The sequence below is a fragment of the Parahaliea mediterranea genome (assembly GCF_003402235.1).
Taxonomy (GTDB): Bacteria; Pseudomonadota; Gammaproteobacteria; order Pseudomonadales; family Halieaceae; genus Parahaliea; species Parahaliea mediterranea.
In genome coordinates this window covers 53,218-76,995 of record NZ_QEWO01000010.1, presented here as the reverse complement: position 1 = coordinate 76,995, position 23,778 = coordinate 53,218, and the positions used below count along the sequence as shown (strand labels likewise).

The following is a 23,778-nucleotide window of genomic DNA, read 5'->3' as shown; positions in this document are numbered from 1 at the left end:
CGTTCCTTATCCCGCGCCCAGGAGCCGACTGAGCACAATCAGTCCTTCGAGGATGAGCAACCCACCAATGACGGTACGCCGCAGGCGCATCCACTGCCCTTGCTGATCCGGTGTCAGCCTGAGCCAACGCTGTCCGAGGATTTCCCAGTAGTACCCCGCCAGGCACCAGAGCATGACACGCAGCACCTGCAATCCCGCACGCCAGGGCGCGATTGCGGTGTTCAATTCGCCAACCCGTTCTCCCGGCGCACGGGGGTCCATGCCCCACCACCACAGAACCAGGGTCATCCCCACCAGTACCATCGTGGTCAGGGCCAACCAGCCCAGGCCTTTGCCGGCCCAGCGCCAGCTCATGGCGTGTTCGCCCCATCGCGGAAGGTGGAGGGCGGTACCGGCTCCACCTGCATGACCTGGTTGCGCGCGGCCTGCCGCTGCAACAGGGCCGCGGGCATGCTGGTCGCCACTCGCTGGCGTATGTCGAGTTCATAGAGCAGGTTGTCAATGTCCTGCTCCAGTTCGCCGATGTAGCGCTCGATTTCCTCGACGCCCACGGCGACGTTCGCCACATTGGGCTCATCGCGGCCGGCGAGCAGAGCACGACGGGCGACCATGGCCCGCTCCATCGTCCGGGCCAGCGCCATTTCCCCGGCCAGGCGGGTAATCAGTTGCGGCTGCAGGTTTACGTTTTCCTCGCGCAGCGCCTCGATCACCGGGCGGGAGATACGCAGGTTGGGGCCACCGGACACCGCCTCCAGTTCAGCGGCGGTGGGAGCACCGGACGCCGCCACCAGCGCGGTCAGCTCGATGTCGATGTCCTCGGAGAGCCGGGCAACCTCGTGGGCCAGGCCCATCCCGGCCTGCACTTCGATCTTGTCGCAGCCGGTACAGGTGCGGATGGATTTATCGCCTACCACTCGCACCGTCCAGTCGGCGAAGGCCTGCGGGTTCTCCCACTCCTCGCAAATCGCCGCCCCGGCGCAGGTTGCGGTGGCACTGGTGGTGTTGGTGGCCGTGCGGTTGAGCAACAGGTTGTAGCCTGCCCGGGCCGCATCCTCGACGGGTTCTATCGGCGGCTGGTTGCGGCCGCCACGGCGACCGCCGCCGACCCACACCACACCCCGGTCCACGCCATCGGAATCGGCGTCCTCCTTGGTCTGCAGGATTTCCGCGCCACCCATAGATTGCTCGCCCCACCAGCCGCCCTTGGCCACGGTTTCCCAGCGGTCATTGCCGATCGCCTCTTCCATCTTGCCCACCAGCTCCTCGCAGGAGGTTCGGGCAATCTGGAATTCCTCGGAGGCCTGCAGCACCCCGTTTTGGAGCAAATCATAGAGGGCCGGGTTCACCCGCTGGATCACCAGGGCCGGCAAGGAGGCCACCGCGCCGGTGGCCGCACTGATGACATTGTCCATGAGGTCGGAGAACGAGCCCTTGATGCCCGCCAGCTGCTCACTGACCGAGACCGACATATCGAAATTCCCGCACATTAGGTCGGTGTTCCAGGCCACATCGCCACCGACCCGTACCGTGCTGTTGCGATTACTCGCCGGTCTGGAAATCGGCTCGCCGCCACCGATACCGTAATAGAAGGTCTGGTCAGTGGCCTGTACCACGACGCTGGAAAACACAGTCCCGAGCACCACGGAGAGTGTCAGGAGAGTTCGGGTCATGCGAGCCATCGGCGCCTCCTAGAGCGTAAAAATCAGTACGGCCCCGGCGGGCTCGCAGCAGCGGTAGGGGCGCCACACCTGCCAGGCGTTGCCACGGGTCTGGTTCAGCCGCCCCGCATAGGGGTCGTGGGGATAGAGGGTGTCGTCGATATCCGGCAGCACCGCGCAGGCCTCGAGGGTCGGCGTCAGTTGCTGATACCGCGCCTCAGCCACCCCCTGCGGCGGCCACTGGCCCTGCCCCGGCGTACCGTACGCATCGAGCGGCACATAGACATGGGGCTGGTAGTCCTGGCTGACGATATCCATCGCCCGGATCGCCGCGGTCAACGCACTTTTATAGTCGTGGCCCTGGGTGACGAAGCCGTGCCGCGGGTACAGGCTGGCAAAGGTAGCGGCGCCCCGCCCTACCCGCTCGAAAACATGTAGCAGCGACAGGCCCGCTTCGACCGTGGGGTCGCGCCATGCCGGGTCAAAGCTGCTCACAAAATAGGGCGTCATCGGATAAGTGAGCGGTGTGCAGAAGGGAAGCGCCTCGGTGCTGGCCGCCGCGAGCAGCCAGTAATCGGCCACGCCCGGCGAGCCGATCACATCGCTGTTTTTGAATTTGAGCGCCTGCTCGCGCCCGGTCGCGCCGCCTTCATCGCTGGCACCGCCGTCCTCCGCGAAATCGGTGGGTCGGACAAAGCCGTTGGACTCTGGCCAGCTGGTATTGCCGAGAAAGGGGTAGGCGGTCACCACGACTTCGGGAATGTAGTGCTCCGCCCGCACCGAGAAGTCGAACTCACACCCCAGCGGGGTACAGGTCATCCAAATACAGATGCCGATGGGCTGGTAAGCCTGGCAGGTAAGGTCCAAGGCCGCGGTGACAATCTCGGTGGTGCTGACGGTGGCATTACCACCGGTAATCTGCGCGCTGGCCGGTCCGGCTCCCCACCACAGCGCCAGGCACAGCAGGCACGCGCTAGGGAGTCGCACGGTAGGCCTCCACTTTACGCAGGGCCTCGGCCACATCGTAGATGCCGTACACCACATAGCCCGGCGATACCAGCACCGCGGGCAGCCGCTCGATGTGCAGGAGTTGCGCCATCGCCGCCGCGGTGGCTTTGTCGCGCACGGCCTCCAGGACCGCCTGGCCGGCCGGCGAGCTCAGCCTATCCAGCGCCTCGCGCTTCGCCTGTTCAGTATCGCCAGGGTTGGCAAACGTCAGCCGCGCCAACGGCATCCGGGTATCCCCCAGGGTATAGACCGCCGTGGCACGCTCGAGCCCGCGCACCGGCGGCAGATCCTCAGCGGTGAAGACCGTGACCTCAAACCCGTGGGCCGGGGCTACATAAAGAAGAAGGAATAGTCGGTGAAGCACACTATGCATGACCGATCCCCCGGACCCGGTCGATCTGCTCCGCCACCTTCAACGCCGCCTCCAGTTCGGAACAGCCATGTTCGCGCATCAGGGCGTTGCGCGTGGCTTTTTCGTGCTTTTCGGTCTGGGCGAGGGCCAACATCAGTGACGGCGGCACATTGCGGGCCAGGTACTCATGACGCTCGGTCATCAGCACCCCTTCGGTGTATTTGCCGGGGGCCTTGCTGGCGGAGAGCAGCATCGCGCGCTGGCCGTCGTCGAGCTGGCGGTATTCGCCCAGGGCCTCGACCTCCTCCTTGGGCATCACCAGGCACAGCCACCACTCGACCATGTTCAACATCTTCTTGGCGGCCGCCGGGTAGTCCTCCATGTTCTGGGTGGCGCTCCACAGCCAGGCGCCGAGCTTGCGCCACATTTTCACGATTTTCACCAGAAACGGCGCCAGCAGCGGGTTGGTGGTGATCACGTGGGCCTCGTCAATGGTCACGACGATCTCCCGGTCCGTGAACTGATCGCGCTCCGCGATGTGGTTGATCCGGTTGAGGCAGCTGATCACCGCGATGGCGAGGTTGGCCTCGTAGCCCTCCCGGGCAAAGGTGGCCAGATCAATGATAGTGACGTCCGCCTCCTGCCAGGGGGTTCCGGCCGAATTGAACACCTCGCCGTTGAACGCGTGGGTGTACATATCAATGGCCTGGCCCATGTTGCGCAGTTTGTTCGCTTCCATGTCGGTCTGGGCCTGTTCTGCAAGGGTAAAAAACGCATCGCGCACATCCTGGGTCAGGGTCGACCGGTCCTCTGCGTGGGCAGCCCGTGCCGCCTCGAGAATCGCCCGGCGGATCATGCTGCGGTCGGCCCGGCGGATCTCCCGCGCCTCACGCTCCTCGCCGCCGGTAATCATCAGCAGGGCCACGATCTCCAGTTCGCCCATGATGTCCCGGGGCTCGTCTTCGTCGTCCTCCGCCGGCGCGGCCTCCAGGGTATCGAAGACCGGGCCATCGATATCGAGCAGGAGATGGGCATCAGCGAAGGGGCTCAGGGTTACACCGCTGCCGGGTTTCAATGACACCTGGTTGACCGACAGGCCGAGGGAGGCAAACCACTGCCCCAGCAGCCCGAAGGAGTTGCCGGCCTCAATCACGAACAGCCGCGGCCGGTGGATCGCCATTACATGGGCCAGCATGGCAATCACCGAGGCGGACTTGCCGGCCCCGGTGGGGCCGAGAATTAGCATATGGGCGTTTTTCTGGCGGTCGGCAGGATTGAGGGGATCAAAGAACATCGGCTCGCCACCCCGGTTGAACAGCGCAATCCCGGGATGGCCGGTCCCCCGGGCACGCCCGAAGAAGCACGACAGGTTGGCCATATGTTGAACGAGCGTGATCTGGGCGCCCCGCCAGCCCTCCCTGGCATCCTGCGCCGGGTCGTAGACCATCGGCAGGTTGCGGATCGCCGCGTCCAGCGCCGTGAAATCATCCCGCGGCGCGATGGCCCGGAAGCCGTAATTCAGCAAGCGTGCGCGCAGGGCCGTGGTGCGCTCGTTGAGCTCGGCCACCGAGTGACCGCGCAGGTACACGGCGTACTGGGCCCGGTAGAACTTCTGCCGGGCCGCCAGGATCTCCCGCGCCGTCTCGCAGTCCTTGCGTACCTGGGCCGACTCGCTGTTCTCGCCAATGGCCGACGCGTCAATGGCCTGGATGTGGCTCTCCACCGTGTCCTGGGGGATCACCACCAGGGTGCTCACGAACACGCTGCCCGGCGGCAGGAAGTCGATCAGGGTGTTGTGCGCATCCCCCCGCCGGGTCTCCCCGGTCACCTGGCCGACCGCGGGGCGCCGGCGCAGGCCATCGATCGACAGGCAGCGCAAAGCGGACGGGCCGAACCACCAGCACTGGTTGTCCTGGTCACTGCGCGGGTGATCATAGAACAGGGTTTCCGCGAACCGGTCCCCGTAAGGCAGCGTCTCGTCATCGCAGCGGGTTTCCCGCATAAAGGCCTTCAGGTCGCCGCCAAACAAGTCCGTTCCGTGATTGAAAAAGCCCAGCAGCCAATCGTGGAATTCAGTGCCACTCAGCCGCCGCAGCTGAACACCGGCGGGCTGCAGGGCATGGGTGAACTTGTCCACCGCATCGGACAGATCCAGTAGCGCCATGTCGCGATCCATCAGGGGCTCGTGCTTGCCCCGTCGGCGCTTGTGGGCCGGGAACTTGCGGTACAGCACCAGCAGGTTGCGGCGCACCGCGCCGCGCCAGGGACTGTGGGTCACCACGGAGTCCGTAAACAGACCGCCGGGCTTGCTGATCCCGCGGTAGTGGCGGTTGAGCAGGGCCAGGTAGGCCTCGGTATAGTCAGACCCGCGGGCGGCAGGACGCACATAGTTCGCCACCGCGGTCGCGGGACCGTCGAGGTCCGGCTCATCGAAGGTGTAGGTCTGGATCACCCAAGGCGCGGTGTCGTGTTCATCAAAACTGTCCTGCAGGGCATCCTGCAGCGTGTCGCGCACCTGACCCAGGTAGTCCGCGGTACGCCCCTCGGTCCCAATCGGGGTCACTTCCAGGACCGCCCCGACACTGACCCCATCCGCCAACAGGATCGCCTTGTGCTCGGGCAGCGCCTCCACCCAGGGCAGGAAGTCCACGAAGGAGCGCTGGCGTCGGTAGAGACCCTGTTGCGTGGATTTCGAGAGCGGCCGCTTGCGCACCACGTCCGCACGCCGGGGTGTCGGTTCCGAGGCGGTCATTGCTCGCCCTCCACACTGGCGCCGCCAGGCAATTCCCCGGCAGTGTCATCCCGCGCGGTGTCTGGCGCTGCTTCGGGTGCCAGGGGGCGCCCCTCCAGGTGACTGCTCTTGTGATAGCGCTCCTCGGAGGAACGGGTGTTGGGCGCACGCTGGCCGGTGCCCGCCGGGGTGTCCTGGGGGTTGCCCGTCGTCACAGCGGCGCCAGCCAGCGCGGTCGGCGTGGTGCGTTGCGACTCGCCCGGCAGGCGGTAATGCACCTGGTCATACAGCGGGATCACGGTGCTGTAGCCAGGGATCGGCGCGCGGGTGCGGGTCGCCAGGTGCGGGTAGACGTAAATGACGATGTCCGGGTTGTCGAGGCGCGGGAACAGGTTCTCGATTTCCGTGGCGACTTCCCGGGTGTAGGGCAGGTAATCGAGATCCTCGCCGGCCGGTTGCGCGTCGATGTGCCGGTACAGGGTCGCGGCGTGCTCGCGCACGGTGTCCTCGCAGTCCTCGAGGGACGTTGCCGCGTCCGCCAGGGCAAGCTCTTTACAAACGTCCACCGCCTGCGGGGGATCGAGGTCGTTCTGCCCTTGTGTCGTCATCGCCCCGCGATAGATGTCCAGCATGGTGTCCTCCGTCTCCGGGAGGATGGTGTCCTGGGTAGCGCAACCACCCAGCGCCAGCGCGACAGTCAACACAGCGGGTTTAGTCCAGTGCACGGTAGTCTCCTTGCCGGGCACTCACATGGTTGGTGCGCCGACCATTGGGGTCGTAATCGATTTCCAGTTGCTCGGTGATGTGTAGGCTGACGCGGGCGCCGGGATCGACGTAGATGGCGTCGAACTGCTGGGCCTGACGTTCATCCAGCCAGCGGGCGATTTCCAGGCTGCCGTCGGCGATCGCCTGACCGAGGATGTACTCGCCCATGTCACCGGTGACGATGGTGCCCACCCCGGCGCCACCGCCATCGAAGGTGGTGATCTGCGTGGTCTGGCTGGCGGCCGCCGCTTCCGCCGCCGCTGCGGCACTGACCACCCCGATGCGCTGGGCGAGGTAGGTGGAGGCGTTGGAGATACGTTGTCCCACCACACAGGGGTTGCCGTACTCGTCGGAAAGCTCACCGATGACGATGGTCCGCTGCTGGGTGTTGCCCTCGTAGACGTCCTCCGCTTTCGGCACCGTCCGGATGGTCCCGTCCTCAAACACGAAGGTGATGGAGTGCAGATCCCCGCGCACGCAACCGAGGGTCCAGTCCCCCACCGCCTTGCCGCTGGCAATGGCGTAGGCCACTTCGGGGACCTCGATGCCGTTGGCGGCCAGGTTGTCGGTCCCGATGATGACCTTGAAGCTGTAGGGGTCGGTCACCTGCGCCCCAATGGGTACCCGACCCACCAGGGCGGTCATGGCGGTGGCATTCATCAGAGTCGCGTTACGCGGCACCGTGTACCAGGGCACCAGGGCTTCTTCGGCGGCGGCGCCACTCGTAGCCGTCGGCAGGCCCAGGCCTTGCCCGCCCCGGCCAGTCACCCGTTTCAGGTGATCGCTCAGGCTGTTGCCCGCGCTGCCAATCCCGCTCCCCAGCGGCGCCACCCAGGTGATGGCGTCCGGGGCGACCGCTGCGCCGGTAACGCTGCCGGCAAAGCCGCCGTCGGATAGACCGCCACTGGCCAGGCGGCCCTCGACGTCCCGCGCGTGTTCCTCGAGTTCGCGCAGCTGCTGTCGCACCCGCTGCACATCGTCGTCCAGCTGAGCCTGTACTTCGCGGCGGGTATTGTTGAGCTGGGTATTGAGGCCTCGACCCAGCCGGGATTCCATCTTGCGCAGCTCAGCATTGTCCTTGCGTAACGCGACATTGGAGTCACGCAGGGCATCGGCTTCATCGCGCAGGTTTTTCACTTCCGCCACCAGGGTTTTCACCGTGTCCGCCTCGGTGTCGCCTTCGACGCCCAGATCAACGGCCAGGCCCCGTGACACGGGAGCGCCACCGGCCACCCGCAGGGCCTCCTCCGTGGTACGGTGCTCCCGGCCGCAGCCCCGAAACAGCAGGAGCATCACCAGAAGCAGCAGCGCCGCGCTGCCGACCTGCACCCAGCGATTCGCGCCGATCGTACTCATTGGCCTGCCCCCCGGATCACGTTGCGGATGGGCCGGTCCGTGACCACGAACAAGGTGGTGCGGTTGTCGCCCGTGGTCCCGGTGTTGCGACCTGGCAGGCTCCGGGTATAGAAGGCGCTGGCGATAAAGTGGGGATCAACCCCGGTGCGGTGGGCGTGGGGTGTGTGCATCACCTTGCGGTTATCCAGCGCCACCGGGTGATTCGCCTCGTTGGTCACCACGAAGGCCGTGACGAAGAAGTCCCCCGCGGACCAGGCCTGATAGGGCTGGATCACCAGGGGATGACGGCCCGCGTCATAGAGCCGGCCCTGGTTGCCCGCCAGTCCCACCGGGACTTTTTTGACGCCCGGCAGCGGTGCGATCAGGCGCTGGGGCGCATAGATCGACTGGGCGGCATAGCGCAACAGCTCGAACAGATTGGCCTCGCCCGGCAGCGGGCCGCCGGCGTTTAAACCCGGCTCACCCAGGAAGGTCTCGCTCCCCGCCAGCACCACCTGCAGGGTGTCCACGGTCGCAGGCGGTTGTTTGAGGGTGCGGGCACTGACATCGAATAACAGGAACTCACCGCTCTCCAGGCGCAGCTGCACCCGCTGGGTGTCGAAGGGCTCCAGCGCTGTCCAGTAGGCCGCGCCACCGGTGACCAGGGTCCTAAACACATTGGGATTGGTCAGTGCTGGCGGCAGGCCAACCTCGGCATTGCTCGGCAGTATCAGCAGCTGTTCAACGCCCACCACCAGCTCCAGCGCGATGGGTGTCTTGTGCCACACCACCGTTTCCGCGTGCGCCGCGCCACTGAGTACGCTGCCAGCCACCAGGCACAGCAGCACCAGGCATCGCAGCCCTTGTCGCATCCGTCTCATGTGGCACCCTCCCCTTCCGGTTCGTTGATCTCGATGACCCGCGGCACATCGGCCAGGCAATCCAGCGCCAGTCCCCAGGGATTGGCCTGCGGATCGACGTCGTAGGCCACCACGCGCAGGGGATAATGAATCAGGCGATCCTTGACCCGCTCTCCCCGGTAGGTTTCCTGCACGTGCAGGTCGAGGCCGACCACCCACTGGTTGGGGGCCACCACCTGCACCCGGGCATTGGAGAAACCCCGGCCGGGGATTTCCCAGACGGACCGCTGGCGACCGTTGATCTCGCGCTCGCGCTCGTCCAGGTCCTGCAATCGCTCCTCAAAACAGGCGGGCGTAAAGAACGCCCGCAGGCTGTGAATCTGGTTGTAGTAGTCCTCCTTGCCGTCCGCAGGCCAACGGTTGAGCTGCTGGAACACGTAGTGGGCAAAGACATAGATGCTGGCCTTCGGGATGTCGCCGAGCTGCTGCACCGCACCGCGGCTCAAATCCGGTGGATAGTGCAAGCGGATGTTATCCGGCGCCCGGCTCCAGCCGACCAGGGCGACCAGCAGGAGCAGGCTCAGGATGGCGAGCACACCCAGCAGCAGGTGGATCATCGCGTCCTTGGAATGGACCAGGCTGTCGTAGCGGCTCATGGCGTTCTCCAGCGGTGGATGTCCCAGCTGCGGCTTTCCCGAACCAGGGTGCGCGGCGCCAGACCGCGATCCTGCAGCCAGGCCTGGATCGCGATAACGTGGTACTGCCGGGGTTTGCCGCGCTTGACGACCCGCAGGCGCTTGCCGATCAACCACAGGCTGCCGAACACGAAGGCCAGGGACAGCGCGAAACCCATCAGGGCAAATCCCAGCAGCGCGCCCACCAGCGTCGACACCGGCACCCAGACGCCCAGGCACAGCAGGGCGGCGTACTTGATCTCCGAGTTGGTCATCGACAGGAAGACGACCGGCTCCTCATTGAGCCGGTCAGGCAAAAAGTCGATGTCGCGGCGTGCACTCATCAGAGAATCGTCGCCGCCTCGGTCAGCAGAAAGACGATGAACACCAAGAGCAATACGCCGGCGCCAAAGTTGATGCCCAGTTGTCCCCAGGTGCCCTTGCCGTCCTGCACCTCGGAATACGCGCCCATGGTGTTTTTCACCACGACGATCATGGCCAGCGTGGCCAGCGCCAGGCCGATGAAGACGCCAATATCGAAGGCGTAGTCCTGCATCAGCCCGATATAGTCACCGTCCGTGCTGCCCCGGGACGGCGGCGCCGTGGTCGGCAGGCCCTGGGCCAGTGCGCCGCTGGTACCGGCGCCCAGCACGAGGCCGGTGACGTGCAGCCACAGGTGCTGCCGGCTGGCGCGCCAGCGCGCCTGGATGCCTTGATAGGCGGTGATCAAGATGTTCACTCGTTGCATAGTCAGGTCCTCTCAGGTTCCCCACACGATGTTGGCGACGGCCATAATGACCATCGCAATGAATGCCGCGCGGACAACCTTGCCGGCGGCCTCCGGAGTCTTGACCCCGGGAGTCTTGAGGAGCTGGTAGGCACTGATCGCGACCCAGGCGAGCCACACCAACATCAGAACAATCAGCACCGAGACCACCAGGGTGTGCACATCCGCCGCGCTGTGACCGCTGCCATTGGCACCGTCAAAGGCGGTCTGCTGTGCGGGGCTCATCAGTGGCATGGCGTCCCTCTCTCCTACACGAACTTCTTGAACCGGCTGGCGGCGATGTAGACCATTCCGGCAGTCAGCAACATGGTCGGCGCGAGCAAGAGCGCTGGGGGCACCGACCAGGGCAGCATCAGGTACAGCGTGACCGTCAGCATCACGCTCGGCGCGATCCAGCGTTTGGCTTTATGGAACACGTAGGCGCTCTCGTGGCCGCCGGTAAACTTGCGGATATCCCGGGCCACCAGGCCCTCGAACAGGCCGGCCACGATCGCCAGGGCGTAACCCGGCAGGGCCAGCACCACGATCACCCCGCGCAGCAACAAGAGCTTCACGGTGTTGATCGCCGCCACCCCATACACGCCCGCCGACCCGGTGATGCCGACAAGGGACAAACCGCGGTCGACCTGACCCCAGGCCAGGGCGGTAAGTTGTGTGGGCCGTAGCGGTGACAGCGGGTAGTCGTCGATGGCCTCGACATAGCCGCGCTCGGTCATGAGCAGGTCGCGGCTGTGGGTACCCGACCACCAGCCCAGGGCGATCCCGGCCCATTCCAGCAGCACCGAGAGCAGCGCAGCGGTCAGTGCCGCACCGAGCAGCGCCCCCAGGATGGCCAGCGTCATGCCGATCGGCCCGCGCTGGACCGGTCGTGCCGGTGCGCCGTTTTGCGCACTGCGAGCGGCGGCATCGCGGCTCATGTCTGCCAGCCCAGGGGCGTCGGAGTCGCCCAGTCGGTGCTCGCGGTATTGCTGTGCTGGTAGTCACGGCGCATGGCCTCGACCATGGCCTGCAGGCCGCTGGGCAGTTCCGCCTCGTCGGAAAACAGCGGCAGGCGCAGCTTGTAGAGACGGCCGGCGATCAGGGCGAAGGCGTGGCCTTTCGGTAATGCGTCGAGGTCCCCTGCGTGGATCATCGGCACCCGCTGGCTGGAGATCCGCTGGCGGGTGCTCGAGGTGAAATGCACATCATTGGTGGGATCGGCACTGTCGGTACTACCTGAGTCCAGCATCAAGTGGTTGATCTCGACGTCCTTCAGACGTGTGGTCAGCAGTTCCGCAGTGGCTTTTTCCTTGACCCGCAGCATGATAATGGTGCCGAGGTTGCCCACCACTTGCCCCGCCCGCGCTGGGTTATCAAAGCGGGCGATAATGTCCGAGAGGGTCTGTGTGTAGACCGTCAACTGGAAGCCGGCGCCGCCGGCCTTGTTGGCGAGCGGAATGAACTCCCTGCCCACCAGTTCATTGAACTCATCCGCGTGGACACAGACTTTTTTCAGGGGCGCGCCGCGCTGTGCGTCCTTATAAAGACTGCCCGCCACCGAGGTGAGGTCCGCGAACATGGCGTTGCCCACCGCACTGGCGACATCCGGGTCAGAGAGCGCGTCCAAACCGACATAGACGATACCGCCGCGCTCGATCACGCGCTTCCAGGACAGCCGCTCCGTGGTGTCCTCGGGATTGCTCTCCGGGGAGAGCAGGCGCGCCACCGGACCCGAGGTGAGTTTTTCCAGCAGGGGATAGAGGCTGGCCACCAGCTTGTCGAAGTGGCTCTTGTCGTGCTCGAAGGTTTTGATCAGCGAGGTCGCCGTGGGGTCACTCAGGCCATGGCGCCGGAAAAGCTCGACACTGGCCCAGGCGGTGCGATCCCGGCCTTTATATTGCGTCGGCATTTTGGCCTCGCTCTCGACCAGCTCCGCGAGCTGTTCGGCCCATTCCTCGGCCTGTTGTTGCCGGGCCACGCAGGCGAGGTAACGCACCACCAGAGCGTCGATATCGGTACTGCACTCCAGCAGCACCTGGTAGTTGATGGGCTCGCCGAGGACATCGAGCACCTTCGCCAGCACATTGACGTAGCGCCAGGCGAACTCCCTGAAAGCTGCGGAATTACCTTCATTGGGCAGTTGCCCGGCGATGCGGCTCGCGACTTCCGTCACCCGGGAAAACGAGCCCACCGGGTTATAGGCCACCGACTGTTCGGTAAAGCCCAGGTGAAACACCTGGAACTCCCCAGCCCTGCCCGCCCGGCGGGCCTCGGTATACAGGCGCGCCAGCAGATCGCCGTCCCCTTTGGGATCAAACACGATGACCACGTCGCCACTGCGGATATCCTGACTGGCGATCACTTCCAGCAGGCGGGTTTTGCCGACCCGGGTGGTGCCGACGACAAAGGTATGGGCGACTCGTTCGGCCTGCTGCAGGGTGACGTCCTGTTCCTTTTCAAACAGTCCGACCCCGTGCAATTCCGGGCTGCCCTCCACATAGGGCCGCGGCGGGAAGGGGTTCAGCAGCCACTGACTGTTCAGCGGTGCCATCAGCGGTTTCAGGGGTGTGGTACTGACGGCGTCCACCGTCGCCCGCGCGCTTCTATAAAACAGGCCGCGGCGGTCGAAATAAGTGTGCTCGGTGCGCTGGGTATCGGCGTAGCGCTGGGTATGTCGTGCATCCCACAGAAAACCCCGGCCCAGAAACAGCTCGCCTAGCGGGGCACGGAGTTTTTTAGGGTGGATGCGGTAGCTCGGCAACACCCGCAAGCGACGCTGGTAGCGCAACAAGCGGGTCATGCGCCGTGACAGCCACAGGGCGCGCACGGAGCAGGCAGCGGCCAGACCATAACCGACGCCTCCCGGCAACAACAGCACCTGGGGCGCGCCCACGCCCAGCAGGGCCAGCGCAATGTGTGTCGCGATGGCAGACTGTTCCACCGGGGGACGCAGCAGGGCTTCGATCGGCGCGCTCATGGGCCGCCCTCCCCTGCCCTATCCAGTTCCAGGATACCCTGCGGTACCACCAGCACGGGGTAGGTCGTGATGCCGTAGGCTTCCGTCAATCCGGTGTCGGGATACAGCGCCAGTGACAGACCGGCGGCCTGCGCCTTCTTCTGCAGTAGCAGCCAATCGTCCCGGTTCGCCGCCTGCACCACCATGCCGGTCGCATTGATCGACAGTAGGGTCGGCAGTGTCCTGGCCAGCCAGTCGAGGCTGGTGCGATCCATGCCCATAATAAAGAAGGGCTGTACCGGTGCCTCGGTCCGCTGCACCGCCGGCGATCCGGGCTGCAGCAGCCGGGGCATGAGGGGCAACCGGGTTTCAAGGGGCATCACACCCTGCTTTGGCATACTGTTCGCGCGGCTGTCGCTTTGCGGCCGTGGTTGGGCGAGCGATTGAATATAAGGTGCCGCCGTAACCGCCTGTGCTCCGCTGTAAACCACCACCGGTGCCCTGATGGGTTGGTCAGCCTGAGCCGGCGCAAACGCCAACCCGATGAGTAACGGCAGGAAGTGAAGCGGCCTAATGCGCATCGGCCACCTCCCGTGTAATGGGCTCGCTCCGCCCGGCGGACTTCTCGGCGTAGCGCGTATGCAGGGACCTCACCCGTTCGCGATAGGCCGCTGCTGTTGCCCGATCCACGACGGTGGTCTCACTGGGGCGGTGATAGTGCCCCACCGCCAACCACCAATCACCGGACCGCTCAAAGTGTTCCTTAAGGAACGCGGCGGCGAGCTTGGCATTCACCACGGGGTCAGTAATCCGCCAGGGCGAGTCAATCCGCTCGAACTGCCAGTACCAATTGAGTTGCAGCGGCCCCACATCGACACGCAACTGACCGTTTTGCAACGCCGTCATTAGGGCGGCGAACATGGCGTCGCGATCGGGGTAAAAATGGGCGTCGCCCGCGATGTTCAGGGTCCAAGGCCACGGCGCTAACAGCCCGTCCCGCTCCCGCCCGGACTCTGCCAACGCCATCGCATAGAAAATATCCCTAGGGACGCCGACGTAGTCAGCGACCACGTCATAGTGCGCGCGGTCGGCAATCGCGAACGTTGCAACGCTTCCCAGGACGGCGCCGACCAGCGCTTGCATCACTCGACGCGCGCCCATTGCCCTACCCCATCCCTGCGGTAGATGGCCGGCAGATCGACTTCCGTGCGGAATTGATCGCCGTGATTGAGTGTTGCCCTGCCCTCGGTGAGCGCCTGTTCCAGCAGTGGGACGTCCGCGGCCCAGTCACGCAGCGCGGCGTCATCGCCGCGAGCGCCGACCACGTGCACATCGAGTTGGCCCGGATGACCCTGGAGCAGTTTGATCAAACGGTTGCGGCCCGTCGTACTGCCCAGCCTGAGAATCAGCGCGGTGCGTTGAGCGAATTGGCCCCCCGTCTGCGCCTGTTGGGGTTGGTCGTTGGTCGAGAGGCGCGGCGTCTGTGGGTATAGGCGTTGCCAGGCGTCATCGACGGCGGCTTGAAAGGCGAGCTCCTTGCGAGTGCGTTCAAACTCGGCCTTGACGAACAGCTCGGCAAAACGCCGGCGTTCCGCGGCCGAATCCGTGCTCACCCCAAGCGCCGTGATGGGATCGAGACCCGGCGACCATTGCCCGCGCCGGCCCGCCATGAGGCGTTGATAGCGCCGAAATTCGGCTTCACTGAGGCCCCAAGTCTGGGCGCTTTCAGCCAAAGGAATCTCGCTGGTGATGACGACCTCGGGAGTTTCAGCGGCAACGGCCCCGGACAGCACTGCCAGACCTGCCAGCCATCGCCACCTCATTGCGCCAAGGTCCGCCCAATCGCCAGGTAGTCGACGTCGGGATCAAACCCATCGGCCTTGAGGGCGCCGCGGGTCTTCAGGTGCAGTTCATACTGACGGCCCCGCGGCACCTGCCCCTCGCGACGCCAGCGGTAAATGTTGTGCGGCGTGGTATTCAGTGCGCGAGCGGCCGCCGAGGCATTGTTCCCGAAATACCTGATCACCTCATCTACCGACATGCTCGATCCTCCGTATCCAGGACTGCGTTCACCGCACAGGCCCGATGAGACGCCATTTAGCATTGTTAGTGTTTGCGTATATATTGTTTTAGTATCGGTTTATAGATTTAACGATAAATACCAATATGTCAACAATGCCTATAGAATTAATCTTCACCTCGACGGAAAAACGGCACAGGAGTTCATGGCGACCACGTTAGTGACTCAGAGCATGCTGCTCGATCTGGAAGCGATGGCGCGCACGCACTCGGAATTTGCGGATCGCCTCAATGCGTTGCTGGATGCACTCTCGGTACCGCCCCAGGGGCAGGGACGATCGAAATGGCTGGTCAACGCCGCGGGAATTCAGCCGGTGGCCGCGGGGAAGTGGTTTACCGGCACCAAGCCCAGACGCAGCAACCTGACGACACTCACCGCCTACATCACCAGCCACTACCCGGTGAATGCGACGCAGGACGAGCTGCTGGATTATCTGACGGGCAAGTACGTCGCACTGGATGTGAATGCCGAACTGGCGAGGAGCGGGTTGTCCCCGCCACAGCAAGGGTTTGTACAAACCGTGGTGACGAAGGCGATGCGGCAGAGAGATCTGGATCCACTCGACCCGGATCACCTGACGCTCTGGACGAAGGTCGTTGTGAGGGTAGCCCGCTACTACGCCATCAAGGTTGGCAAGGGACCCTCCCCGGACGAAGACACCGTGCTGGCGACCGCGACAGCGTTTCTAGAACTCGCCATCCTGGATGCCATCTAGCATGCCGCCCACCACACACTATCGCCGTCTGCTACGCCGGTTATTCGGGCTGTCGATCACACTGCCGATCGTATTCGTTGTCGGCGTGAATCTGTACATTCAGCTACCGGGACGCCCCCCGGCCCCGGACCCGGCGGCAACCGTTGGTTATTTCGCCTACGGCTCCAACATGAACGACCGCTATTTTACCCGGGTGAGAGGCATTCATCGGGCTGCCAGCCAGATGGCGGCGCTGCCAGACTACACCGTCACCTTTAACCTGGAGGGAATGTCAGCGCTGGAGCCTGCCTTCGCCAATCTACAGGCCAAATCCGGCGCAACAGCCTATGGGGTGTATCACCGTCTCAGTAGCGCTGAGCTATCCCGCATCATCGGCAGCGAAGGGGACTCTTACGACGTGCGCGAAGTTACCGTGACCTTCCGTGACGGTACCACTGCGCTGGCAAAGACCCTGATCTCTCCACCCAGCTTGGAGACACCCGCACTGCCTTCCCGGCGCTATCTCGCCTATATGCACGAAGCGGCCCTGCACTACGACCTGCCCCCCGACGTCGTTGCGCAATACGATCCCGCGCAAGGTGCCTATATCCCGATCCTTTCCGAGTGCTTCGGGGCCGTTATCCAAACCGCCGTATGGCTGTTCGCACGCACCTGAACTGCGCTGTCGAGACCGCGGGACTTTCGGGCCCTGAGGCTCTCCCCGTGGGCGACGCCATCGTCAAACAAGGGACCGGAAAAGCTAACCTTGACGCCATGACATTCATTGAACCACGCCGAACTGCCGCGCTAGCGGCTGCGCTTATTGTCGCCATGTCCAGAGCTGCCGCGGCGGAGACGGAGCCACTCGTCCCCGAGCCGTATGCGGCAACCGATGTCAGCGCGGAAAACCGCCCTACGTTCATCACACCGGCCCGAATGGCTTCCTCCTTCATCGATTCCCCCAACGCAGTAACCTCCCTGGAGGTCTCTACCCTGCGCAAGCTGGGCATTACCGACATGGTCGACGCACTGCGGCTCGTCCCGGGAGTGATGGTCAGTGAAACCCATGGCTCCGATGTCTCCGTCGGCTATCACGGCGCCAACGTCAACGTACCCCGACGCAGCGAGGTGCTGTACAACTCCAACCGCCTGCAACGGCCTGGCTACGCCGGCGCCCACTGGTACCGGCTACCCCTGGATCTACAGGACCTGAACTACATTGAGGTCGTGCGTGGACCCAGTCCGGAATACGGTACCAACGCCATGACCTCCACGGTCAACCTGATTCAGGACACCATCGCCACTCGGGGCCTTTACGGCTCCACCCGACTCGGCGAAGGTCAAACCCGAGACCTGTTTTTGAACGGCGGCTGGCAAATCGGCGATACCCAGTGGGGACTGCGGTATTTCCATCGGGAGAACGACGGTTTCGATGGCGCTGTCGATTTCGTCGGGGACTATGACAATGAAGTTGCCACCGACTCGGTGATGCTGAACCTGGAGCACCGGCTGGGCGGGCACTGGTTGCTTGATATTGCTGCTGCCTACGCGGACTCCAGCTACCAGGTCCCTGGCTTCGACCACCTCACCTCGGATGACCCCTTTGTGGCGGTGGCCCTAAGTCATTTCAGGGTCGCACCGCAGGCCGATGAAACCAGTGGTTTTCTTTCCAGCGAGCTGCACGGCGTGATCGATACCGGTGAGATCGCCCACGACGTGGTTTTTGGGCTGAATGCCAGCACCTATACCCGAGATCAGGTAATCAGCCTCTGCGGGAACAATTTCGCCTTTGATCCCCGGGTGGCAGAGGTGGACGCCTTGCCCTCCGTGCATTTTGATTTGCGGGATCAGCTTGCCGTGGTGGGCGCCATGCTGACGGGCAATCTGACGCTGAATCACTCTTTGGTCCAAACACCGACACCCGAAGAACAAGCCACAATCGATGCCCTTGGGCCCTACTTGCAAGCACAGGGCCTGCAGTTGCTGGATGAGCGCTGTGGCATCACCGATCAGGACCTGGATGAGGACCGTTTTGAGCTCAACGCGCATGTCGTGTCACACCTCACTGGCACGCTGCAAAACGCCTTCGGTGTGGCATACACCCGCAACGATGTGACCGCCCAGACGTATCTGGGCGGATCGGTGGATCAGGACACGGTTCATCTGTACAACACCTTGCGTTATGCACCGAACGCTCGCTGGGTCTTGAATGGCACCCTTTCCTGGGAGACCACCAGCACTGTGGAAAGTGACGACGCGTTCTCCTACCGCCTTGCCGCCAACTACCTGCTTCGTGAGCACCTGGTGCTGCGCGCCATGCACGCCCGGTCAGCCCGGCTCCCGGATGTTTATGAGACCGAGCGCAACTGGACCTACACCGTGGACTTCGATGGCGGCGAAGTGGATCACCTGGGCAGAAGTCAGGGCAACCTGATCCGCACCGCCCTTTCTCCCGAAGGTCTTGAGCCCGAAGTGTTGGAGCATTCTGAAATCGGCCTGTCCTACAGTCGCTTTCACAGCCTCCAGGCGGATGTCACTTTGTTCTATGAAGATTACCGGAACCTGATCTCCGAGCCCTTCAATTACGTGGATTTCAGGCTGACCAATGACGGCGAGCTGCGAACACAGGGCGTCGAATTCGGACTCCATCACACCCTGGCCAATGGGTTTGAATGGGGCGCTTCCTATGTCTACCTCGATACGGACACCGAAACCCCCTTCGAAGCAACGCTTCGGCCGCAGCAGGCCGGCAGTTTGTGGGGTATTGTGCCGCTCGGTGCTCATAGCGCCCTATCGGGTGTTTATTACGGGGCGGACCAGGTCGCAGATGCCTCCTACGACCGACTGGATCTGACGCTGAGCCACCGGATTCCTCTTCCCAAAGGTCACATCGATTTACAGCTGAACTACCGTCATTACCCCGACGGTATCAACGCCTATACCGAAATTTCGTCCCTGACACCCAACGTTGCGCTCATTGACGGGCAGGATCGCGTATTTATCAGTGCGGCTTTTACCTTCTTCTGAGCATCTTTTTGCGAGGAGTCCTCACCAGGTAGTCCTGCCTGCCGGTATGACCCATTGACACCTGACAAAGGCATCCCGTGCCGTTCCGCCGCCTACTCCTCCGCGAGGAGCTCTCCCTCCTCGTTTAATACGTAGGTTGTCCTGCGGAAGTGGAAGCGCGGTCCTGAATGGTCGTGGATTATCCGCAAGTGTCCGCCACAACCATGCACAAAGTCCTGAGCAGTGCCGCTTTCGGCGTCGAAAGTGACCGGTGCTGTATTGTCCGACCAGCACTTGAGGCATCTCGCCTTCGAAGAGCGACGATTCACCAACTTGATCAACTCGCCCAACTCGGCTATCTCATTGTCCAGTTGGCCGAGCTGGTACCGTAACCACCCCTTCTGCGCCCGTTTCTCGCGCAGCGCATCCGGATGTATCCGTTCAATACTGGAGTAGTCTGTACAGTCGTAGCACCATCCATTTGGTCCGCCCTGTCTCAATGAACTGCCCATTCCCAGTTTGATACCGGATCAAAATGGGGCGGAATACTTCCCGCGTTTCGTAGTCACAACCCGTACAGACGACGCGTGCTGAATCAATGGACATGGCGGCGGAGCTCAGAAGGTAAAGTTCTACTCATTGTCTGGTTTTTGTACCGTTTTGAGACGTTCTACCAGTCGATAATCGACCCGATCATCCGCTGTTTCGATGAGCTGACGCAACAGCGCATTAATCTCGGGCTTCTCAACGGGTTTTCGCACCTGAAGCACGCCGTCCTGCGACTCGGCGGCATCCAGCGCCAATACCACCACCTTAGCCCCTTCCTGGCGCTTTCTTGCTTCCGCCAAAAAGCTGTCCAGATCGATGTCCTCTATCCCCTCTTCTACCCACAGGAGGCGGACTGGATGCTTGGCGAGCAGGGCCAGCGCTTCGATTGCGGTATCCGCCTGCAAGACCTCCATACCCCATACTGACAAGCTGGATTCAATCAGGCGGTGCTGTGACGCATCCACGCCCACCGTCAGCGACGTTTGCCCCTGAAGGCCAGGTCGCGCGGTTTCAGGGCGCGTCAGCGGGACGACTGGCAGTCGGACCGTGAACTCACTACCGACCCCGCGCTGGCTCACCAGCCCCAGACTACCTCCCCTGCGAGCCAACAACTCCCGCGCGATGTACAGGCCGAGCCCACTGCCAGACGCCCCGTCATTGTCCGGAGAAAACTGCGTATACCGGTCAAAAACCTTCTCCAGGTGCTGCGCAGCGATCCCTTGGCCATTGTCCTTGACCGAAATGACCAGTTCCGGGCCCAACGTCGCCTCATTCACGACTTGCCAATGAATCCGCACCTCGCCTTGCGGTGTAAAGGCAAGCGCGTTCTCCAGCAGCTTTTCCAGGACGATATCCAGCGTCCCTGAATCGATCTGGACGTTTTCGAGGACGGTCGGCGCACTGCCACTCACATGAAAGGCCAGCCCCTTGCGGGCGAACCGGGGCCGATATCGAGTGGCCAGGTCACTAAAGTAGTCGGTGAGATCCACATCCGTCGTCACCCTGCCCTCCTGTGCCTCCTCGAGTTTTCCCAGCATCGCGAGGACGGACAGTTTGACGCGCTCGGCATTGTGCAGAATCACCGCCGGGTCCACCGGCGAGCTGACGCCCTGCTGGTTCAATTTCAGCAGTTCTACCACCTGCATTACCGGATCGGCGATCTCCCGTGTTGCGGTTTCGTAGAAGGCGCGTGTTTCCCTGTCCGATTGCTGGGCACTGTTCACCGCCACTTCAAGCTGTTGTAGCGAGGCTTCCTGCCGCGCCCGGGCTTCATCCACATTCTCCGACAATCGATTCACGCCACGCGCGATCACGTCAAACTCCGACACCAGCGGCTCGTCGTCGATGAGGATACCCCGCTCGCCTGCAGCAATTCGCCGCAAGGCGCCCGTTATCGTTCTCGCCGATCGCCACAGAATCCGGGCTGCGAGCAGAACCAGCAGTGAACCCAGCAATAACACCACCCCGATCAATCGCTGGTAGTCTTTAACCAATCGGCTTTTTTGCTCTGCCAGCACGTGTGGCGTCAACTGGAACAGCACCTCGCCCACGTACACTTCACCATCGCCTGCCCCAACTGACACCGGCTCATCCGCCAGAGCTTGAATTGTAAGCGGCTGGCGATACTCGATCAGCTGAATTCCCTGTGCGATCGGCAACTGCTGATTTTGGGCCCGGGCCACCAGACGACCTTCGGCATCCGCCACCTGCACCGCGAATACCAGGTCGTTGCGTGCCATTGCCCCGACCAGTCTTTCGACTGCCTCCTCGTCACCCACCGCCAGAGGGTAGCGCAAAGACTCACTGCCGGTGGTGCGAATCATATCTTCCAATACCTCCAACGCCACCTCAGAGGATTGAGTCACAGCGGGATCGAACAGGCGCCAGGATATCCCGCTGATCAGCAGCACACCCAACAGCGGGGGAAGCGTGAGCAAAGCCAGTAACGGCATGCGCCATCGTCTAGTCGCCACCGTTTACCTCCACTTCCAATGCGAGCACGTCCCGCTCTGCAATTACTCTGCCGTAGCCGTTGCGAAGCACGGAATGGTTCACTTTTACCTGTATACGCTCAGGTGGTCCCGCCAGCAGCTCGCCGGATTTCGCCCAGTGGCGCAGCGTACGTTGCAAGGCCGCTTCCAGCTGCTCCGGGGCGTAATAGGCCGCCGCCGCCGCGCCCTGGGGCAATAGCGACGGGATGGAGACGACTACGGGCTTGCGATGCCGAAACAGGGTTTCCAGCGCCAGGCGGTAATCGGCACCACCAAAGACCTCAGGATCAACGGGCATCAGGAATACATCCCATCGTCCCTCCTGGATGAGACGGCCCAAGCCCCTCGCGACGCCCTCCGGAGGTAGGGTTAGTTGCAGGTATGGCCCGGCAGTCCCCTCTGCGCCCGCGGCGCTGATCAGGGTGGCGGACTTACTGCCCGGAAACAGCGCCCGGGCCAAGCGGTACAGCGCCGTCAGCGGCGGATCCACGGGGATCGCCGCAACCTGCTGCTGGCACGAAGCGGCGGCCGCGGGTATGCGGCTGGTGTAGAGATAGGTGGCGAGGACGGGTCGTCCTGAGTCACTTTCGCAGAATTCGTTCAGTGCTTCGGCGCCCACGGTGATTGCGAGGTTCACACCGCTCATCTGATCTGCCGGCACTTCGGCTGTGATCAGCGACTGGATGCGCGCGCGGATCCGATCATCGCCACCATAGATCGTGACGTCGGCCCGAACGGGCGTAACTGCGATCGCCAGCCAGCACAGGGCAAGAACCGCTAGGGGACTGCGGCGGCGCAACCTTGTTGACCTGGATGCTGGCACTGAATGGTGTTCTCTCGTGGGCGCTGTGATAACCGCATCAGGCCATTCTGCCTTAAATTTGCGTCACTGTTCAGGCAGCCCGGACGTGTCCGGTGGTGCCCGCGGACACTACCGCGTCGTTCACCAGCTGAACCGTGCTGTGTAAGATTGCGGTAGCATCGAGCGCGACAATTTCACATACTCAGGTAGTCCCTGGCGGGATAATGCGCAATAACAACCACGATCCAAGGAGTGATGGCAATGGCGGGCACCTACGACCTGAAGAAAAGCCCTAGCGGTAAATTCATGTTCAACCTGAAGGCCGGTAACGGCCAGATCATCCTGACCAGCGAGCTGTATGAAAGTAAAGCCGCCGCGGAGAACGGTATCGAATCCGTGCGCAAGAATTCTCCCGACGATGGCCGTTACGAACGCAAACGCTCCAAGAAGAACGAGCCCTATTTCAACCTGAAAGCCGGGAACGGCCAGGTCATTGGCAGTAGCGAAATGTATTCCGGAGCAGCGGCGATGGAAAACGGCATCGCCTCAGTGAAGACCAATGGCCCTACTGCCAAGGTTGTGGATAACACCTGAGGCTCGGCCGATGAGCTCGGGTAGGCGCTGCAGGTCGGACTGTCCAGTCTGAGCCCATTCTACCCACAATAAACTGCGACCACGGCGAGTCTGTCGTGACCGAGCTCGCGGGATACCTGCTGCCGGGCTTCGCGGTCACGCTCGCGCTGCTCTGGCGCCAACGATTGCCGCGATGGGCCTCCCGCAGCAGGACAGGGCCAGCCTGCGATCTGCTCGTAGCGCGCCTGGGCATAGTGGTGGCGCAGGCCGTGGTTCTTGTCGAGGCCGGCCCGCACCGTGGATCGTTCGTAGGTGCGCAGGTGCTGCACATAGGTTTTGTTAGCCGGGATCAAGGAGCCGCGACCGGCCAGGCGCCGGGCCTCATCCAGCAATGCACGTTGCTCTGGGGTTCTGATCGCAATTTCGCGTGCCCTGCCCCCCTTGCACCAGGAATCCTTGAGCTGGATACGATCCCCCCGGTCAGCGTAGGCGGGACTGAATTTCAGGGACTCCTCCCGGCGCAGGCCAAAGGCCGCCTGCAAGCGCAAGGACATGCGGATGTGTTGATCGCGGACTTGAGCGAGCTTTTCCGCCTCGAGTTGACGGCTTTTGTCCTCACCGGTAACGAATCGGCGATTGTCGATACCGTAGTGGGCGTTTTCTCGAGCCACCACTGGGGCCTTGTTGATGGCACCGGCCCACCAGCGCAGGTGGGACATGCGGTTTTTCATGGTTCCGGCCGAGAGCCCCTGCTGCTTCCAGCGCTCAACCAGGGCCTCGACGTGTTTCGGCTTCAGGCTCTCCGGTTTCATTTTCCGGAAGCCCATTTCATGCAATGCCCTCGCGGCCTGCATGAGGACATCCTCCCGGGCGGCCCGGGTGCCGTAGGCGGTACGCGACGCCCGCCGCACCATCCCGCGCAATTCGTATTCCAGATCCTGCATGCCCTGCTTACCCTCCTGCCACTGATCCATCCAA

General features: G+C 63.2%; 25 protein-coding genes. 4 read left to right on the top strand and 21 right to left on the bottom strand.

Features of this window, described 5'->3' with window-relative positions:
* Nucleotides 1-6: 6 nt before the first annotated feature.
* Genes DDZ17_RS22575 through DDZ17_RS21240 form a run of 18 tightly spaced genes read right to left on the bottom strand, consistent with a single transcriptional unit; the run spans nucleotide 7 to nucleotide 15,146 of the window.
* Nucleotides 7-354, bottom strand: a complete 348-nt coding sequence (locus DDZ17_RS22575) for a hypothetical protein (RefSeq protein ID WP_157976786.1) — start codon at nucleotides 352-354, stop codon at nucleotides 7-9.
* Nucleotides 351-1,670, bottom strand: coding sequence for an integrating conjugative element protein (locus DDZ17_RS21320; RefSeq protein ID WP_157976785.1), 1,320 nt, complete (start codon nucleotides 1,668-1,670; stop codon nucleotides 351-353). Before DDZ17_RS21320 ends, DDZ17_RS22575 begins: the two co-directional genes overlap by 4 nt.
* Before the next feature lie 18 nt (nucleotides 1,671-1,688).
* Nucleotides 1,689-2,645 (bottom strand): TIGR03756 family integrating conjugative element protein, encoded by a 957-nt coding sequence (locus DDZ17_RS21315; protein ID WP_157976784.1) that lies wholly within the window; start codon nucleotides 2,643-2,645, stop codon nucleotides 1,689-1,691.
* Nucleotides 2,632-3,039, bottom strand: a complete 408-nt coding sequence (locus tag DDZ17_RS21310) for a DUF1525 domain-containing protein (protein ID WP_116369069.1) — start codon at nucleotides 3,037-3,039, stop codon at nucleotides 2,632-2,634. The genes DDZ17_RS21315 and DDZ17_RS21310 overlap by 14 nt, the downstream gene beginning before the upstream one ends.
* On the bottom strand, nucleotides 3,032-5,770 hold the full coding sequence (locus DDZ17_RS21305) for a conjugative transfer ATPase (protein ID WP_116369068.1): 2,739 nt from the start codon (nucleotides 5,768-5,770) through the stop codon (nucleotides 3,032-3,034). The genes DDZ17_RS21310 and DDZ17_RS21305 overlap by 8 nt, the downstream gene beginning before the upstream one ends.
* Nucleotides 5,767-6,474: a TIGR03751 family conjugal transfer lipoprotein gene (locus DDZ17_RS21300; RefSeq protein ID WP_206613621.1), complete on the bottom strand. Its 708-nt coding sequence runs from the start codon at nucleotides 6,472-6,474 to the stop codon at nucleotides 5,767-5,769. The genes DDZ17_RS21305 and DDZ17_RS21300 overlap by 4 nt, the downstream gene beginning before the upstream one ends.
* Nucleotides 6,461-7,870: a TIGR03752 family integrating conjugative element protein gene (locus DDZ17_RS21295; protein WP_116369067.1), complete on the bottom strand. Its 1,410-nt coding sequence runs from the start codon at nucleotides 7,868-7,870 to the stop codon at nucleotides 6,461-6,463. Before DDZ17_RS21295 ends, DDZ17_RS21300 begins: the two co-directional genes overlap by 14 nt.
* Nucleotides 7,867-8,730: a DUF3438 family protein gene (locus DDZ17_RS21290; protein ID WP_116369066.1), complete on the bottom strand. Its 864-nt coding sequence runs from the start codon at nucleotides 8,728-8,730 to the stop codon at nucleotides 7,867-7,869. Before DDZ17_RS21290 ends, DDZ17_RS21295 begins: the two co-directional genes overlap by 4 nt.
* On the bottom strand, nucleotides 8,727-9,365 hold the full coding sequence (locus DDZ17_RS21285; protein ID WP_116369065.1) for a PFL_4703 family integrating conjugative element protein: 639 nt from the start codon (nucleotides 9,363-9,365) through the stop codon (nucleotides 8,727-8,729). Before DDZ17_RS21285 ends, DDZ17_RS21290 begins: the two co-directional genes overlap by 4 nt.
* Nucleotides 9,362-9,727 carry a TIGR03750 family conjugal transfer protein gene (locus DDZ17_RS21280; protein WP_116369064.1) on the bottom strand — a complete coding sequence of 122 codons (366 nt, stop codon included), beginning with the start codon at nucleotides 9,725-9,727 and terminating at the stop codon, nucleotides 9,362-9,364. The genes DDZ17_RS21285 and DDZ17_RS21280 overlap by 4 nt, the downstream gene beginning before the upstream one ends.
* Nucleotides 9,727-10,131, bottom strand: coding sequence for a TIGR03745 family integrating conjugative element membrane protein (locus DDZ17_RS21275; protein WP_116369063.1), 405 nt, complete (start codon nucleotides 10,129-10,131; stop codon nucleotides 9,727-9,729). Before DDZ17_RS21275 ends, DDZ17_RS21280 begins: the two co-directional genes overlap by 1 nt.
* A gap of 12 nt (nucleotides 10,132-10,143) precedes the next feature.
* Nucleotides 10,144-10,404 carry a TIGR03758 family integrating conjugative element protein gene (locus tag DDZ17_RS21270; protein ID WP_116369062.1) on the bottom strand — a complete coding sequence of 87 codons (261 nt, stop codon included), beginning with the start codon at nucleotides 10,402-10,404 and terminating at the stop codon, nucleotides 10,144-10,146.
* A gap of 14 nt (nucleotides 10,405-10,418) precedes the next feature.
* The gene (locus DDZ17_RS21265) at nucleotides 10,419-11,087 is read right to left on the bottom strand and encodes an IncC plasmid conjugative DNA transfer DtrJ family protein (protein ID WP_116369061.1); all 669 of its coding nucleotides are present in this window, start codon (nucleotides 11,085-11,087) and stop codon (nucleotides 10,419-10,421) included.
* Nucleotides 11,084-13,126 carry a type IV conjugative transfer system coupling protein TraD gene (gene traD, locus DDZ17_RS21260; protein ID WP_116369060.1) on the bottom strand — a complete coding sequence of 681 codons (2,043 nt, stop codon included), beginning with the start codon at nucleotides 13,124-13,126 and terminating at the stop codon, nucleotides 11,084-11,086. The genes DDZ17_RS21265 and traD overlap by 4 nt, the downstream gene beginning before the upstream one ends.
* Nucleotides 13,123-13,686 carry a PFL_4695 family integrating conjugative element protein gene (locus DDZ17_RS21255; RefSeq protein ID WP_116369059.1) on the bottom strand — a complete coding sequence of 188 codons (564 nt, stop codon included), beginning with the start codon at nucleotides 13,684-13,686 and terminating at the stop codon, nucleotides 13,123-13,125. The genes traD and DDZ17_RS21255 overlap by 4 nt, the downstream gene beginning before the upstream one ends.
* Complete coding sequence (locus DDZ17_RS21250; RefSeq protein WP_157976783.1) at nucleotides 13,676-14,251, bottom strand: lysozyme family protein; 576 nt, start codon at nucleotides 14,249-14,251, stop codon at nucleotides 13,676-13,678. The genes DDZ17_RS21255 and DDZ17_RS21250 overlap by 11 nt, the downstream gene beginning before the upstream one ends.
* A complete protein-coding gene (locus DDZ17_RS21245) occupies nucleotides 14,248-14,928 on the bottom strand; it encodes a TIGR03759 family integrating conjugative element protein (RefSeq protein ID WP_116369057.1) in 681 nt (226 codons plus the stop codon). Before DDZ17_RS21245 ends, DDZ17_RS21250 begins: the two co-directional genes overlap by 4 nt.
* Nucleotides 14,925-15,146, bottom strand: coding sequence for a Cro/CI family transcriptional regulator (locus tag DDZ17_RS21240; RefSeq protein WP_116369056.1), 222 nt, complete (start codon nucleotides 15,144-15,146; stop codon nucleotides 14,925-14,927). Before DDZ17_RS21240 ends, DDZ17_RS21245 begins: the two co-directional genes overlap by 4 nt.
* 184 nt (nucleotides 15,147-15,330) lie before the next feature.
* Here DDZ17_RS21240 and DDZ17_RS21235 point away from each other — a divergent pair, with 184 nt between their 5' ends.
* From DDZ17_RS21235 to DDZ17_RS21225, 3 genes are read left to right on the top strand one after another with little or no spacing between them, the layout of a single operon-like run.
* The gene (locus DDZ17_RS21235) at nucleotides 15,331-15,900 is read left to right on the top strand and encodes a hypothetical protein (protein ID WP_116369055.1); all 570 of its coding nucleotides are present in this window, start codon (nucleotides 15,331-15,333) and stop codon (nucleotides 15,898-15,900) included.
* Nucleotide 15,901: 1 nt separating this feature from the next.
* The gene (locus tag DDZ17_RS21230; RefSeq protein WP_157976782.1) at nucleotides 15,902-16,555 is read left to right on the top strand and encodes a gamma-glutamylcyclotransferase family protein; all 654 of its coding nucleotides are present in this window, start codon (nucleotides 15,902-15,904) and stop codon (nucleotides 16,553-16,555) included.
* 47 nt (nucleotides 16,556-16,602) lie between these two features.
* The gene (locus DDZ17_RS21225; RefSeq protein WP_170150248.1) at nucleotides 16,603-18,906 is read left to right on the top strand and encodes a TonB-dependent receptor plug domain-containing protein; all 2,304 of its coding nucleotides are present in this window, start codon (nucleotides 16,603-16,605) and stop codon (nucleotides 18,904-18,906) included.
* 611 nt (nucleotides 18,907-19,517) lie between these two features.
* Here the strand turns inward: DDZ17_RS21225 and DDZ17_RS21215 are convergent.
* Nucleotides 19,518-21,386, bottom strand: a complete 1,869-nt coding sequence (locus DDZ17_RS21215) for a hybrid sensor histidine kinase/response regulator (RefSeq protein WP_116369051.1) — start codon at nucleotides 21,384-21,386, stop codon at nucleotides 19,518-19,520.
* A gap of 10 nt (nucleotides 21,387-21,396) precedes the next feature.
* The gene (locus DDZ17_RS21210) at nucleotides 21,397-22,224 is read right to left on the bottom strand and encodes a hypothetical protein (RefSeq protein ID WP_116369050.1); all 828 of its coding nucleotides are present in this window, start codon (nucleotides 22,222-22,224) and stop codon (nucleotides 21,397-21,399) included.
* A 264-nt stretch (nucleotides 22,225-22,488) separates the two neighbouring features.
* Here DDZ17_RS21210 and DDZ17_RS21205 point away from each other — a divergent pair, with 264 nt between their 5' ends.
* The gene (locus DDZ17_RS21205) at nucleotides 22,489-22,821 is read left to right on the top strand and encodes a YegP family protein (protein WP_116369049.1); all 333 of its coding nucleotides are present in this window, start codon (nucleotides 22,489-22,491) and stop codon (nucleotides 22,819-22,821) included.
* 59 nt (nucleotides 22,822-22,880) lie between these two features.
* On the opposite strand, the gene DDZ17_RS21200 is transcribed toward DDZ17_RS21205, so the two are convergent.
* Nucleotides 22,881-23,744 carry a phage integrase N-terminal domain-containing protein gene (locus DDZ17_RS21200; protein ID WP_116369078.1) on the bottom strand — a complete coding sequence of 288 codons (864 nt, stop codon included), beginning with the start codon at nucleotides 23,742-23,744 and terminating at the stop codon, nucleotides 22,881-22,883.
* Nucleotides 23,745-23,778: the final 34 nt, after the last annotated feature.